This is a genomic window from Stutzerimonas stutzeri (assembly GCF_002909485.1).
GTDB lineage: Bacteria > Pseudomonadota > Gammaproteobacteria > Pseudomonadales > Pseudomonadaceae > Stutzerimonas > Stutzerimonas stutzeri_AH.
On record NZ_PPXG01000004.1, the window covers coordinates 253,073 to 267,546 of the forward strand.

A 14,474-nucleotide genomic window follows, 5' to 3' on the forward strand; every position below is an offset into this window, starting at 1 on the left:
TTTAGCCGAGCAGGAAATTGCCGGCGCGGGATTCGCCTTCCAGCGTCGGCACTTCCGCTTCGTCCTTGAGCTGGACGCCGGAGAGCTGTCGGCGGCTGGCTTCGCGCATCAGATAGAGCAGGCGGTGCGCGGCGAGGTTGTAGCTCAGTCCCTCGGGGCGAATGTTGGAAATGCAGTTGCGCTGCGCATCGTGGCGGCCGACCTGCGGCGCCCAGGTGAAGTACAGGCCCAGGCTGTCCGGCGAGCTGAGCCCTGGGCGTTCGCCGAGCAGAATGACCACCATGCGCGCCTTGAGGCGCTGGCCGATTTCGTCGGCAATCGCCACGCGGCCCTGTTCGACCAGGGTGATCGGCCCGAGCGACCAGCCTTCGGCCTGACAGTGCTCGGCGATCTTCAAGGCCATTGGTGCGGCGTGGCGCTGCACGGCCAGGGCGGAGAGGCCGTCGGCGATCACCAGCGCCAGGTCGCAGCCGTCTCCCGCATGCTCGTCGAGCGTGGCGGCGCTAGCTTCGTCGAGGCGCCGACCGAGGTCGGGACGCTGCAGATAGATCTGTCGGTCTGAAGCGGCGCTGCGCAGGTGCAGGCAGCCAAGTTCATGTTTCTCCAGCTCGCCAGCCAGCGCTTCGCAGTCCAGCGGCAGATGCACGGCGTCGCGCGCCTGGGCGTGGGCGAACTGGAAATCCAGCTGCGCGTCGGTGGGCAGGCTGACACCAGCCCGGCCAAGGGCGATGCGTGCCGGGGTCAGCTGGCGCAAGTGCTGCCACGGATTTTCGGTGGTGGGGGAGCGGTCGTGCATGGCTACCTCGGAGCGTGACGGTCAGGCGAGTGGAAAAGCGCGCAGCGTTTTCCACCTGAGGATGGGCGAGGTAACGCGAGCGGCTTCATGCCATTTTCTCCAGCGCCCGGCGGAAGGCTTCGGGCAGCTCGCGGCCGAGCTGCAGGCGATTGCCGTCCTGACGGAGGATCTGCATCTTCGCCAGCCATTCCTCGAACTCCGGCGCGGGCCGCAGGCCAAGCACCTGGCGTACATAGAGGGCGTCGTGGAAGGAGGTGGTCTGGTAGTTGAGCATCACATCGTCCGAGCCCGGGATGCCCATGATGAAGTTGATGCCCGCTGTGCCGAGCAGGGTCAGCAGCATGTCCATGTCGTCCTGGTCGGCTTCGGCGTGGTTGGTGTAGCAGATGTCGCAACCCATGGGCACGCCGAGCAGCTTGCCGCAGAAGTGGTCTTCCAGCCCGGCGCGGATGATCTGCTTGCCGTTGTAGAGGTACTCCGGGCCGATAAAACCGACCACGGTGTTCACCAGTAGCGGTTTGAAGCGCCGCGCCACCGCATAGGCCCGCGCTTCGCAGGTCTGCTGGTCGACGCCGTGGTGGGCGTTGGCCGAGAGCGCGCTGCCCTGGCCGGTCTCGAAATACATGAGGTTGTCGCCGAGGGTGCCGCGCTTCTGCGACAGGCCGGCCTCGTAGCCTTCCTGTAGCGTCGCCAGGCTGATGCCGAAGCTGGCATTGGCCGCCTCGGTGCCGGCGATGGACTGGAACACCAGGTCCAGCGGCGCGCCGCGGTTGATCGCCTCGATGGAGGTGGTGACGTGGGTGAGGATGCAGGCCTGGGTCGGGATCTCGTAGCGGCCGATCACCGCGTCGAGCATCTTCAGCAGCTCGCAGATGCCGGCGGTGCTGTCGGTGGCCGGGTTGATGCCGATCACCGCGTCGCCGTTGCCGTAGAGCAGGCCGTCGAGGATGCTCGCGGCGATGCCGGCGCCGTCGTCGGTGGGATGGTTCGGCTGCAGCCGGGTGGACATGCGCCCGGCCAGACCGATGCTGTTGCGAAAGCGGGTGACGACGCGGACCTTCTGCGCGACGAGGATCAGGTCCTGCACGCGCATGATCTTCGACACCGCAGCGACCATCTCCGGCGTCAGCCCTGGTGCGAGGGCTTTCAGCGACGACTCGTTGGCATCGTCGCCGAGCAGCCAGTTGCGGAAATCGCCCACGGTCAGGTGGCTGACCGGGGCGAAAGCCGCAGCGTCATGGCTGTCGATGATCAGCCGGGTGACTTCGTCGCTTTCGTACGGGATCAGTGCTTCTTCGAGAAAGCGCTTGAGCGGCACCGCGGCCAGGCACATCTGCGCCGCCACGCGTTCGGCGTCGCTGTCGGCCGCGACTCCGGCGAGCAGGTCGCCGGAGCGCGCCGGGCTGGCCTTGGCCATCACCTCGCGCAGGTCGTCGAAGCGCCAGGTGGTGCCGCCCACGCTGTGCGAGTAAGCCATGTCAGTCTCCTTATTTCAGTGCAGCGACGCCTCGGCCTTCTCGATTGCCGCGAATTCCTCTTCAGGCGTGCCCGCCACCAGATGATGTCGACTGTAGATCGCAAAGTAGGCGATGAAGATCCCGTAGATGATCGCTGCACCGATGACCACCCGCGGGTCGACCAGGAAGCCCGCGATAACCGCGATGCAGGCCAGCACCAGCGCCACGCCCGAAGTGACGATGCCGCCGGGTGTCTTGTACGGGCGATGCAGATCCGGCCGGCGCAGGCGCAGCACGATGTGTGAGGCCATCATCAGCACGTAGGAGATGGTCGCGCCGAACACCGCGACGAGGATCAGCAGGTCGCCCTGGCCGGTCAGCGAGAGGGCGAAACCGATAATGCCGGGGATGATTAGGGCCAGCACCGGCGCCTTGTTCCTGTTGGTTAGCGACAGCTTGCGCGGCAGGTAGCCGGCCCGCGACAGCGCGAAGATCTGCCGCGAATAGGCGTAGATGATCGAGAAGAAACTGGCGATCAGCCCGGCCAGGCCGACCAGATTGACGAAGCCGCTCATCCAGGTCGAAGAACCGTAGGCGGTGGTCAGCGCTTCCACCAGCGGATTGCCGGACGCCACCAGCGTGCTGGAGCCGGCGCCACCGGGGCCAACCAGCAGGATCAGGCCAGCAAAGGCAACCAGAATCAGCATGGCGCCGATCAACCCACGCGGCATGTCGCGCTGCGGATTCTTGGTTTCCTCGGCGGCCAGCGGTACGCCTTCCACAGCGAGGAAGAACCAGATCGCGTAGGGAATCGCCGCCCAGATGCCGACATAGCCGTAGGGCAGGAAGTTGCTGGCACCGGCAGCGGTGGTCGGCGCGATATCGAGCAGCTTGTCCACCGAGAAGTGCGGCACCATCGCGACGATGAACACCGCCAGCGCCAGGGCGGCGACGGCGGTGATGATGAACATCAGCTTCAACGCCTCGCCGACGCCGAAGATATGGATGCCGATGAAGATGATGTAGAAGGCGAGATAGATCATCCAGCCGCCGATGCCGAACAGCGACTCGCAATAGGCGCCGATGAATACGGCGATTGCTGCTGGCGCGATGGCGTATTCGATAAGGATTGCCGTGCCGGTGAGAAAGCCACCCAGCGGGCCGAAGGCGGTGCGGGCGAAGCCGTAGCCGCCACCAGCGGTGGGCACCATCGAGGACAGCTCGGCCAGTGAGAAGCACATGCACAGGTACATGGTCGCCATCAGCAACGTAGCGATGAACAGCCCGCCCCAGCCGCCCTGGGCGAGGCCGAAGTTCCAGCCGGCATAGTCGCCGGAGATGACGTAGGCGACGCCGAGGCCGACCAGCAGCACCCAGCCGGCGGCACCTTTCTTCAGTTCGCGTTCCTGGAAATAGCTACTGCCAACGGTTTCGAAATCGATTGCATGGTGCGGTGGCGTTGAACGGCTGTGTTCGAGAGCCATGGGGGAATCCTCTTGGATAGGTTGGCAAGTCTCTCCCTAGCAAGCGTCATGCCCCACGCTACAAACGGGTTGTTTGCAGTGATTTGTCAGCCAAGTTTGGCAGGAACGCACCTTTTGCGTGCTCCACAGCACCACGGCGGAGCCCGGCAGGTATCTTGTTCAAGGCGCGGGCGACGTGTGCCACCCGCGCCGATCCATCAGAAGAAGCCCAGTGGGTTGATGTCGTAGCTGATCAGCAGGTTCTTGGTCTGCTGGTAGCTGTCGAGAATCATCTTGTGGGTTTCGCGACCGACGCCGGACTTCTTGTAGCCACCGAACGCCGCGTGTGCCGGGTAGAGGTGGTAGCAATTGGTCCAGACACGGCCCGCCTTGATTGCCCGGCCCATGCGGTAGGCGCGGTTGATGTCGCGGGTCCAGACGCCAGCACCGAGTCCGTACTCGGTGTCATTGGCGATGGCCAGGGCTTCGGCTTCATCCTTGAAGGTGGTGACGCCGATCACCGGGCCAAAGATCTCCTCCTGGAACACGCGCATCTCGTTGGTGCCCTTAAGCAGCGTCGGCTGGATGTAATAGCCGGTGGCGAGCGAGCCTTCGAGTTTCTCGGCCGCACCGCCAGTGAGCACTTCGGCGCCTTCCTGCTTGGCGATCTCAAGATAGGACAGGATCTTGTCGAATTGCTGCTGGCTGGCTTGCGCACCGACCATGGTGTCGGTATCCAGCGGGTCGCCGCGCTTGATCTGTGCAACCTTCTTCATCACCGCTTCCATGAAGGGCGCGTAGATCGATTCCTGCACCAGTGCGCGGGACGGACAGGTGCACACCTCGCCCTGGTTGAAGAAGCCCAACACCAGGCCTTCGGCCGCTTTCTCGATGAAGGTAGGCTCGGCCTGCATGATGTCTTCGAAGTAGATGTTCGGGCTCTTGCCGCCCAGCTCCACGGTGCTCGGGATGATGGCCTCTGCGGCGCGCTTCATGATGTGCGAGCCGACCGGTGTGGAGCCGGTGAAGGCGATCTTGGCGATGCGTTTGCTGCTTGCCAGCGCTTCGCCTGCTTCACGGCCATAGCCCTGCACGACGTTGAGCACGCCCGGTGGCAGCAGGTCGCCGATCACCTCCATCAGCACGCTTATACCCAAGGGGGTCTGCTCGGCGGGTTTCAGCACAACGCAGTTGCCGGCGGCGAGTGCCGGGGCGAGCTTCCAGGCGGCCATCAGGATCGGGAAGTTCCACGGGATGATCTGCCCGACCACGCCCAACGGCTCGTGGAAGTGATAGGCGGCGGTGTGCTCGTCGATCTCGGCGCTGGTGCCTTCCTGAGCGCGGATGCAGCCGGCGAAGTAGCGGAAGTGGTCAGCCGCCAGCGGGATGTCGGCGTTCAGGGTTTCACGCACGGCCTTGCCGTTGTCCCAAGTTTCGGTGACGGCGAGCATCTCCAGGTTCTGCTCGATGCGATCGGCGATCTGCAACAGGATCAGCGAGCGCGCCTGTACGCTGGTCTTGCCCCACGCGTCGGCAGCTGCATGGGCGGCGTCCAGGGCTTTCTCGATATCGGCGGCGTCGGAGCGCGGAAACTCGGCAATCGGCTGTCCGTTAACCGGAGAGAGGTTGGTGAAATACTGCCCGTTGATTGGCTCGACGAACTTGCCATTGATGAAGTTGCCGTAGCGGGCCTTGAGGGTAACGATGGCACCGTCGGTGCCGGGAGGGGCGTAGATCATGGGGGGCTCCAGATTGTTCTTGGATGGAGATTCGCTGCACAAAGCGTAGATCAGGAGTTGAATACTGTCGCGGGCGGCCGAGGGCACTTTTTGAAGCGGCAAAGCGAAGGCTGCCGCTGGGCTGGGCCGGAGCAAAAAGCCCCGGCCCAGGCAGTTAGAGTGCGCTGTGGAAGATGGCTTCGATTTCCTCTTGCGTGGCGCGGCGTGGGTTGGTCAGGCCGCAGGCATCGTTCATGGCGTTGGCAGCCAGGGTTGGGATGTCATCGGCCTTGGCGCCAAGCTCAGCCAGCCCGCCCGGAATGCCGATGTCCTTCGACAGGGTGCGGATTGCCGCCAGTGCGGCCTCGGCGCCCTGGGCGGCATCGAGGCCACGGGTCTCCACGCCCATCGCGGTGGCGATGTCGCGCAGGCGTTCGGGGCAGACGCTGGCGTTGTAGCTCTCCACGTGGGGCAGCAGTACGGCGTTGCAGACACCATGCGGCAGATCGTAGAAGCCGCCGAGCTGGTGAGCCATGGCATGAACGTAGCCCAGCGAGGCGTTATTGAACGCCATCCCGGCGAGGAATTGCGCGTAGGCCATGTTTTCCCGGGCTGGCATGTCGCTGCCGTTCTCGACGGCGGTACGCAGGTTTGCCGAGATCAGTTCGATGGCCTTGAGCGCACAGGCGTCGGTGATCGGCGTGGCGGCGGTCGATACATAGGCTTCTACCGCATGGGTGAGCGCGTCCATGCCGGTAGCGGCGGTCAGCCCCTTGGGCATGGCTACCATCAATGCCGGATCGTTCACCGACAGCAGCGGCGTGACGTTGCGGTCGACGATGGCCATTTTTACGTGACGGGTTTCGTCGGTGATGATGCAGAAGCGAGTCATCTCGCTGGCGGTGCCGGCGGTGGTGTTGATCGCCACCAGTGGCAGTTGCGGTTTGGCAGAGCGGTCCACGCCTTCGTAGTCGGCAATGTGGCCGCCGTTGGTGGCACACAGGGCGATGCCCTTGGCGCAGTCATGGGGCGAGCCGCCGCCGAGAGAGATGATGAAATCGCACGCGCTTTCGCGCAGCTGGGTCAGGCCCTTTTCGACGTTGCCCACGGTTGGGTTGGGTTGGGCGCCATCGAATACGACCGATTGGATATCCGCGGCAGCCAGCAGCGCCGCAACTTTTTCAGCGACGCCTGCACGCGCCAGCCCTGCATCGGTGACGATCAGCGCTTTGCGAAAGCCGTAGTTGGCGATGGCGCCCATCGCTTCATCGAGGCTTCCGGCGCCCATCATGTTCACTGCGGGTATGAAGAAGGTGCTGCTCATGGAGAATCCCTTGTGCTTGTCTGAAAGTGGTTCTTGCAGCATCGCATCTGGACCGGAGGGCGAAATGATCTGGCTCAAGAAGGTGACCGATCAGTCGCGTTTCAGCCCTGCGTCTGACTAACGGCGGCTGGTCGGCTGGGATGGCCTGCTGTGCTAACCTGCGCCGCAGTTTTCAGTGGGTCTCACCGGTTTTGAGGGCATCCATGCATATCCATATTCTCGGCATCTGCGGCACCTTCATGGGGTCGCTCGCGGTGCTGGCCAAGGCGCTCGGGCATCGTGTTACCGGCTCTGACGCCAACGTTTATCCGCCGATGAGCACCCAGCTCGAAGCGCAGGGCATTGAGTTGACCCAGGGCTACGAGCCGAGCCAGCTCGAGCCGGCGCCAGATCTGGTGGTGATCGGCAACGCGCTGTCGCGTGGCAACCCGGCCGTGGAATATGTGCTGAACAAGGGTTTGCCATACGTGTCCGGCCCGCAGTGGCTGGCCGATCACGTCCTGCAGGGCCGCTGGGTGCTGGCTGCTGCCGGCACTCACGGCAAAACCACCACCAGCAGCATGCTGGCCTGGGTGCTGGAACATGCGGGGATGAGCCCGGGATTTCTCATCGGTGGGGTGCCGCAGAATTTCGGTATCTCCGCGCGCCTCGGCGGCACACCGTTCTTCGTGGTCGAGGCGGACGAGTACGACAGCGCCTTCTTCGACAAGCGCAGCAAGTTCGTCCATTACCGCCCGCGCACGGCGATCCTCAACAACCTGGAATTCGATCACGCGGACATCTTCCCGGACCTCGCGGCTATCGAGCGGCAGTTCCACCACCTGGTTCGCACCGTGCCGAGCGAAGGGCTGATCATCCACCCCGAATCCGAAACGGCGCTCAAGCGCGTCATCGGCATGGGCTGCTGGACGCCGGTGCAGACCACCGGAGACGGCGGGCAATGGCAGGCGAATCTGTTGAGTGCCGACGGTTCGCGCTTCGAAGTGATTTTCGAAGGTGCCGTGCAGGGTGTGGTCGACTGGGCGCTGACGGGCCTGCACAACGTCAACAACGCCCTGGCGACGCTTGCCGCGGCGCGGCATGTGGGCGTGCTGCCGAAGCAGGGCGCCGAGGCGCTGAGCGAGTTTCTGAGCGTCAAGCGACGCATGGAGAAGGTCGCCGAAGTCAACGGTGTGACCATCTACGACGACTTCGCCCATCACCCGACCGCCATCGCCACCACCCTCGACGGGCTGCGCAAGCAGGTGGGCAATACGCCGATCATTGCCGTGGTCGAGCCGCGCTCCAATTCAATGAAACTCGGTGCGCACCGCGAGGGCCTGGCCGAGTCCGTGGCGCTGGCGGATCAGGCTATCTGGTATGCGCCGGCCAATCTCGGCTGGGATCTGGCTGCAACGGTCGCCGGCTCGCCCGTGCCGACCACCGTGTGCGATTCGCTTGAGGCGATCATCTCCAAGGTCAAGGCCGACGCCGCGCCGGGTACCCAGGTGGTGGTCATGAGCAATGGCGGTTTCGGTGGGTTGCACGGCAAGTTGGCTGTGGCGTTGAGCTGATTGCTCAAGGTGGAAAACGCTTCGCGGTTTTCCACCCTACGATGACCGTGGGTAGGGTGGAAATCGCCGAAGGTATTTCCACGCGGATCGCATCAGCAAGTAGGGTGGGCCGGGCGGCGTTCCGCTTCAGCCCGCCCGAATATGACCAAGCGGCTACAAGGGAACAAATGTATGAACGGACCGGAACGCATCACCTTGGCCATGACCGGCGCATCCGGGGCGCAGTACGGCCTGCGCCTGCTCGACTGCCTGATCCAGGAAGACCGCGAAGTGCACTTTCTGATCTCCAAGGCGGCGCAGCTGGTCATGGCCACAGAGACCGACGTGGTGCTGCCGGCCAAGCCGCAGGCCATGCAGGCCTTTCTCTCCGAATACACCGGCGCGGCGGCCGGACAGATCCGCGTATTCGCCAAGGAAGACTGGATGGCACCGCCGGCGTCTGGTTCCGGTGCGCCGACTTCCATGGTGGTCGTGCCATGTTCCACCGGCACGCTGTCGGCGATAGCTGCTGGCGCTTGCAACAATCTGATCGAGCGCGCCGCGGACGTCGCCCTCAAGGAGCGCCGCCAGCTGATTCTAGTGCCGCGTGAGGCGCCGTATTCGAGCATTCATCTTGAGAACATGCTCAAGCTATCCAACCTCGGCGTGACCATCCTGCCAGCGTCGCCCGGCTTCTATCACCAGCCGCAGACAATTGATGACCTGGTCGACTTCGTCGTCGCGCGTATTCTCAACCTGCTCAACATCCCGCAGGACATGCTGCCGCGCTGGGGCGAGCACCATATCGTCAGCGACGATTGAGATGATCGGCCGAGCGCTGCTGGTCCTGGCAACGCTGAGTCTCCTCGGCGGCTGTGCCAGCGTGCGCACGCTGGATGCCGCCAAGCCCGGCGCACCGATCATTTATTCCGGCACACGCCTGGATTGGTACAGCCTCAATGGCGGCTGCTGCCCAATTGACCGCTTTGGTGCCATGCCACCGAAATATCCCGCACTGGATCTTCCCGCCAGTGCCTTGTTGGATACGCTGCTGCTGCCCTTCGCCGTGGCTGCGGAGCTGGGTGTCGGGCTCGGCGTGCGCGGCGGACTTTGAGCTGCGTGCAGCATTACTGATCTGGGTTCAGGCTGGCCTCTTGCGCAGCAGGCATAATTTCCAAGTCTTGCGGCACAAGGAGAAAAGGTGTGAAAGACCGAACTCAGTTCCACATGAATTACTGGATGATCGCCATCCTGGTGTTCCTCGGCATCCAGTATCTGCTGTCTGTGCAGCAGGAGGTGGCGACCATTCCCTATAGCGAGTTCGAACAGCACCTCAAGGAAGGGCGTGTCGAGGAATTGGCTATCACCGAGCGTCGCATCGAGGGGCTGCTCAAGGAGCCGCTGGCCAGCGGTCAGCGCCGTTTCATCAGCAATCGCGTCGAGCCGCAGTTGGCCGAGCATCTGCAACAGTATCCAGTGCGCTACACCGGCAAGGTTGAAAGCACCTTGGTGCGCGACTTGGTGTCGTGGATCGTGCCGGCGATGCTGTTCTTCGGTATCTGGCTGTTCCTGCTCAAGCGCATCGGCAGTGGCCTGGGTGGCGGCGGCATGATGCAGATCGGCAAGAGCAAGGCGCGGGTCTATGTCGAAACCGACATGAAAGTGACCTTCGCTGATGTCGCCGGCGTCGACGAGGCCAAGGACGAACTCAAGGAAATCATCGAATTCCTCCGCGACCCGCAGACTTACGGTCGCCTGGGCGGGCGTATGCCTAAGGGTGTGCTGCTGGTCGGTCCGCCCGGCACTGGCAAAACGCTGCTGGCGCGGGCCGTTGCAGGCGAGGCGAGGGTGCCGTTCTTCTCCATATCCGGCTCCGAATTCGTCGAGATGTTCGTCGGCGTTGGTGCGGCGCGGGTGCGTGATCTGTTCGAACAGGCGCGAGCCCAGGCGCCGGCAATCATTTTCATCGACGAGCTGGACGCCCTTGGTCGCGCCCGCGGCGCCGGGCCGCTATCTGGCGGGCATGACGAGAAGGAGCAGACGCTCAACCAGCTGCTGGTGGAAATGGACGGTTTCGATACCTCCAGCGGACTGGTTTTGCTGGCTGCCACCAACCGGCCGGAAATTCTCGACCCGGCATTGCTGCGTGCCGGCCGCTTCGACCGTCAGGTGCTGGTGGATCGGCCCGACAAGGTCGGGCGGGTGCAGATCCTCAATGTGCATTTGAAGAAGTCGCGCCTGGGCATCGATGTCGATCCGCAGGCCATTGCCGCGCTCACGCCGGGCTTCACCGGTGCCGATCTGGCCAATCTGGTCAATGAGGCGACCCTGTTGGCGACCCGGCGCAATGCCGAGGCGGTGGCGATGGAAGACTTCACCGCGGCCATCGAGCGCATCATTGCCGGGCTGGAGAAGCGCAACCGCCTGCTCAACCCGCGCGAACGCGAGATCGTCGCGTATCACGAAATGGGTCATGCCCTGGTGGCCATGGCGCTGCCTGGGGTCGACCCGGTGCACAAGGTGTCGATCATTCCGCGTGGCATGGGCGCGCTGGGCTACACCATCCAGAGGCCGATCGAGGATCGTTTCCTGATGACCCGAGAGGAGCTGGAAAACAAGATGGCCGTACTGCTCGGCGGGCGCGCCGCGGAGTGGCTGGTGTTCGCCCACCTGTCCACCGGCGCGGCGGACGACCTGGCCAAGGTTACCGACATCGCCCGCGCCATGGTCACCCGCTATGGCATGTCCAAACGCCTCGGCCACCTGGCGCTGGAGCGCGAACCGAACTCGTTTCTGGGCAATGAAGCAATGCTCGGGCTCAAACCGCAGCACGACTATGCCGAGAGCACCGCAACCGCCATCGATGAGGAAATACGGGAGCTGGTCCAGTCCGCGTTCCAGCGCAGCCTGGAGCTGCTCGAAGCGCGGCGTGAACTACTTGAGCGCTGCGCTCGGCGGTTGCTCCAGCAGGAGACGCTGGATGCCGAAGAGCTGCGCGAACTCAATGCTACGCCGGCCAGCGATCCGGCTCAGGTGACTGCTCGGATCTGATGCTGTCTGAAGGTCCGGCGATCAACCGGGCTCGCGCCGGGCATGCTGCATCAGCGCCCATTCGACATGCTCACGCACCAGCTCTGACGGATCGTCGCGGCGAGCTTCGAGCGCTTCGAGCACCGGGATGCTCGAGGGCGCATTGCCCAGGCCGACCGCCAGATTACGCAGCCAGCGCTGGTACCCGGCGCGGCGCAGCGGCGAGCCCTCGGTACGGCTGAGAAATTCTTCTTCTGTCCAGCGGAACAGTGTCGCCAGCTCGGCGTTGTCCAGGCTGTGGCGTGGCTGGAAATCGCTTTGCTCTGTGGGGCGGGCGAAACGGTTCCACGGGCAGACGATCTGGCAATCGTCACAGCCGAATACGCGGTTGCCGATCTTGTCGCGCAGCTCCAGCGGTATCGGCCCCTTGAGTTCGATGGTTAGGTAGGAGATGCAGCGCCGCGCATCGAGTAGCCGTTCGCCAACGAAGGCGTCGGTGGGGCAGGCGTCCAGACAGGCATGGCAGCTGCCGCAGTGGTCGCGGGTCGTCGGTTCGTCGACCGGCAGGGCAATATCGATGAACAGCTCGCCGAGAAAGAACCAGCTGCCGGCCTTGCGGTTGAGCAGCAGGGTGTTCTTGCCGATCCAGCCGAGCCCGGCCTGCTGCCCGGCGGCCTTCTCCAGTACTGGCGCGCTGTCGACGAATGCACGGAAGCCGAATGGGCCGACCACCTGCTGAATGCGCTCGGCCAGTTGCTGAATGCGTTTGCGGATCAGCTTGTGGTAGTCGCGGCCCAACGCATAACGCGACACGTAGGCCTTTTCCGGACTGGCGAGCTGCTGGGTCATGCGCGTGTCGCCGGGGAGGTAGTCCATACGCAGGGAAATCACCCGCAGCGTGCCGGGCACCAGCTCGTCAGGTCGTGAGCGCTTGCTGCCGTGGGCAGCCATGTAATCCATCTCGCCCTGATAGCCCGCCGCCAGCCAGGCTTCCAGGTGCGCCTCATGCTCGCCGAGGTTGACATCGGTGATGCCGACCTGCTGAAAACCGAGCTCACGGCCCCACTCCTTGATGGAGGCAGAGAGGGCGGTTGGATCGAGAGCAGGACTGGACATCGGAGAATAGGGCGACTTGGTGGGTGGGTGCGTATAATTCTGCCAGACATTCCGCCGCGATGATCCCTGCTCCGATGACCGATTCCCTGCCCGTCGCTCTGTACACCGCCGCCCAGGTGCGCGAACTCGATGCGCGCCTGATTGCCGATGGCACTTCTGGTTTCGAATTGATGCAGCGTGCCGCCCATGCCGCTTGGCGTGCGCTGCGCCGGCGCTGGCCGGATGCAGGTGCGGTTACCGTATTGGCCGGACGTGGCAATAACGCCGGCGATGGCTATCTGGTCGCGGCGCTGGCGCAACGCGCCGGTTGGCGGGTTGTCGTACTCGCGGTCGGTGATCCGCAGGCGTTGCAGGGCGATGCCGCGCAGGCTCGGGCCGAGGCGCAGGCATGTGGCGTGGCCATCGAGCCCTGGCACTCCGAGGCGTCGTTGCAGGGCGTGCTGGTGGATGCGCTGCTGGGCACCGGCATCGCCGGCGACGTGCGTGAGCCGTATGCCTCTGCGATCCAGGCGATCAATGCCAGTCGGTTGCCGGTGCTGGCGATCGATCTGCCTTCCGGTCTCTGTGCCGACACTGGGCGGGTGCTGGGCCATGCGGTGCACGCCGATCTGAGCGTCACCTTCATAGGGCTCAAGCTGGGCCTGTTCACCGCGGATGGTCCTGATCGCGTCGGCACGCTGGTGTTCGATGATCTGCAGGCTGATCCGGCTATCGTCGCGCAGGTGGCGAGCGAGGCCGTACGCCTGGACCACGGCTCGCTGATACGCGTTGCGCCGCGCTCGCCGGTGGCGCACAAGGGCAGCTTCGGTCAGGTGCTGGTGATTGGCGGCGATCTGGGAACTGGCGGCGCCGCACTGCTTAGTGCCGAGGCGGCGTTGCGCTGCGGTGCGGGCATGGTGACGCTGGCAACGCGTCCGGAGCATGTCACCGCTTCGCTGGTGCGCCGTCCGGAAATCATGTGCAGTGGCGTCGAGTCGACCTACGGCCTGACGGCGCTGGTCGAGCGCGCCGATGTGCTGGTGGTCGGCCCCGGCCTTGGCCAGGCGCCATGGGGACGTAGCTTGTTGTCGTTGGCGGCGCAGCGTCAGGCGCCGCAGGTATGGGATGCCGATGCCTTGAATCTGCTGGCGGCTGGTGCCGTCGAATTGCCGGCAGGAAGCGTGATCACGCCTCATCCTGGCGAGGCGGCCCGGCTGCTGCAATGCTCGGTCGCTGAAGTACAGGCTGATCGCGCCGCTGCAGCTCGCGCGCTGGCCCGGCGCTTTGGCTGCGTGGCGTTGCTCAAGGGCGCTGGCACGCTGGTCGCTGATCCAGACGGGCGGCTGGCGCTTTGTGATCGCGGCCATCCGGCGATGGCCAGTGCCGGCCTCGGCGATGTGCTGGCCGGCGTGATCGGTGCCTTGCTGGCGCAGGACTTGATGCCATTCGACGCTGGCTGCCTGGCTGCTTGGCTGCATGCCGCCGCTGGTGAGCGCTTGGGTGAGCAGGGGCGTGGGCTGGCCGCCAGCGACCTGATTCCTGTTATCCGACAGTTGCTCGAGGAGCAGTCGCCATGTCTGAAGTGATTCTGTATGCCGAGGACGAAGCGGCGATGCTCGCCCTTGGTGCCCGTATTGCTCAGGCAAGTGGCGGTCGTGGCGTAATCTATCTGCACGGTGATCTCGGGGCGGGCAAGACCACGCTGTCGCGGGGGCTGATTCGCGGTTTTGGCCATGCAGGCAAGGTCAAGAGCCCCACCTTCACGCTGGTCGAGCCTTACGAACTGGGCGATGTGCAGGTTTTCCATTTCGACCTCTACCGGCTGGTCGATCCGGAAGAGCTGGAGTTTCTTGGCATTCGCGACTATTTCGAGGGCAACGCCTTGTGCCTCATCGAGTGGCCGGAGCGCGGTGCCGGCGTTTTGCCAAAGGCCGACATGGACATTACCATTACGCCGCATGAGGCCGGCCGTACGCTGCGCCTGTCGCCCCATACTGTGCGGGGCGAAGCCTGGTGTGCCGCCCTGACCGACGGAGAACTATGAATAACATGGGTTTGG

General features: G+C 64.3%; 12 protein-coding genes. 6 read left to right on the forward strand and 6 right to left on the reverse strand.

What is annotated here, in order from left to right:
- Nucleotide 1: 1 nt before the first annotated feature.
- The 5 genes from eutC to yiaY all read right to left on the reverse strand — a co-directional run bounded on the left by eutC (nt 2) and on the right by yiaY (nt 6,758).
- A complete protein-coding gene (eutC, locus tag CXK91_RS11535) occupies nt 2-796 on the reverse strand; it encodes an ethanolamine ammonia-lyase subunit EutC (RefSeq protein WP_103456212.1) in 795 nt (264 codons plus the stop codon).
- Nucleotides 797-881: 85 nt separating this feature from the next.
- Nucleotides 882-2,273 carry an ethanolamine ammonia-lyase subunit EutB gene (locus CXK91_RS11540; RefSeq protein WP_103456213.1) on the reverse strand — a complete coding sequence of 464 codons (1,392 nt, stop codon included), beginning with the start codon at nt 2,271-2,273 and terminating at the stop codon, nt 882-884.
- Between the two features lie 15 nt (nt 2,274-2,288).
- Nucleotides 2,289-3,737 carry an ethanolamine permease gene (eat, locus tag CXK91_RS11545; protein ID WP_103456214.1) on the reverse strand — a complete coding sequence of 483 codons (1,449 nt, stop codon included), beginning with the start codon at nt 3,735-3,737 and terminating at the stop codon, nt 2,289-2,291.
- A 197-nt stretch (nt 3,738-3,934) separates the two neighbouring features.
- Entirely contained in the window at nt 3,935-5,455 is a 1,521-nt protein-coding gene (gene exaC, locus CXK91_RS11550) for an acetaldehyde dehydrogenase ExaC (protein WP_103456215.1), read from the reverse strand.
- A gap of 154 nt (nt 5,456-5,609) precedes the next feature.
- Nucleotides 5,610-6,758 (reverse strand): L-threonine dehydrogenase, encoded by a 1,149-nt coding sequence (gene yiaY, locus CXK91_RS11555; protein WP_103456216.1) that lies wholly within the window; start codon nt 6,756-6,758, stop codon nt 5,610-5,612.
- Between the two features lie 203 nt (nt 6,759-6,961).
- On the opposite strand from yiaY, the gene mpl reads away from it, so the two are divergent.
- The 4 genes from mpl (at nt 6,962) to ftsH (ending at nt 11,341) form a co-directional block, all read left to right on the forward strand.
- The gene (gene mpl, locus CXK91_RS11560) at nt 6,962-8,311 is read left to right on the forward strand and encodes a UDP-N-acetylmuramate:L-alanyl-gamma-D-glutamyl-meso-diaminopimelate ligase (RefSeq protein WP_103456217.1); all 1,350 of its coding nucleotides are present in this window, start codon (nt 6,962-6,964) and stop codon (nt 8,309-8,311) included.
- A gap of 171 nt (nt 8,312-8,482) precedes the next feature.
- The gene (ubiX, locus tag CXK91_RS11565) at nt 8,483-9,112 is read left to right on the forward strand and encodes a flavin prenyltransferase UbiX (protein WP_103456218.1); all 630 of its coding nucleotides are present in this window, start codon (nt 8,483-8,485) and stop codon (nt 9,110-9,112) included.
- A gap of 1 nt (nt 9,113) precedes the next feature.
- Nucleotides 9,114-9,404 (forward strand): YceK/YidQ family lipoprotein, encoded by a 291-nt coding sequence (locus CXK91_RS11570; protein ID WP_103456219.1) that lies wholly within the window; start codon nt 9,114-9,116, stop codon nt 9,402-9,404.
- A gap of 89 nt (nt 9,405-9,493) precedes the next feature.
- Nucleotides 9,494-11,341: an ATP-dependent zinc metalloprotease FtsH gene (gene ftsH, locus CXK91_RS11575; RefSeq protein ID WP_103456220.1), complete on the forward strand. Its 1,848-nt coding sequence runs from the start codon at nt 9,494-9,496 to the stop codon at nt 11,339-11,341.
- 21 nt (nt 11,342-11,362) lie between these two features.
- Here ftsH and queG read toward each other — a convergent pair whose 3' ends face one another.
- Entirely contained in the window at nt 11,363-12,436 is a 1,074-nt protein-coding gene (gene queG, locus CXK91_RS11580; RefSeq protein ID WP_103456221.1) for a tRNA epoxyqueuosine(34) reductase QueG, read from the reverse strand.
- 74 nt (nt 12,437-12,510) lie between these two features.
- Here queG and CXK91_RS11585 point away from each other — a divergent pair, with 74 nt between their 5' ends.
- Together CXK91_RS11585 and tsaE are read left to right on the forward strand one after the other, a co-directional pair.
- A complete protein-coding gene (locus CXK91_RS11585) occupies nt 12,511-14,001 on the forward strand; it encodes an NAD(P)H-hydrate dehydratase (RefSeq protein ID WP_103456222.1) in 1,491 nt (496 codons plus the stop codon).
- A complete protein-coding gene (gene tsaE, locus CXK91_RS11590) occupies nt 13,989-14,459 on the forward strand; it encodes a tRNA (adenosine(37)-N6)-threonylcarbamoyltransferase complex ATPase subunit type 1 TsaE (RefSeq protein ID WP_103456223.1) in 471 nt (156 codons plus the stop codon). The genes CXK91_RS11585 and tsaE overlap by 13 nt, the downstream gene beginning before the upstream one ends.
- Nucleotides 14,460-14,474: the final 15 nt, after the last annotated feature.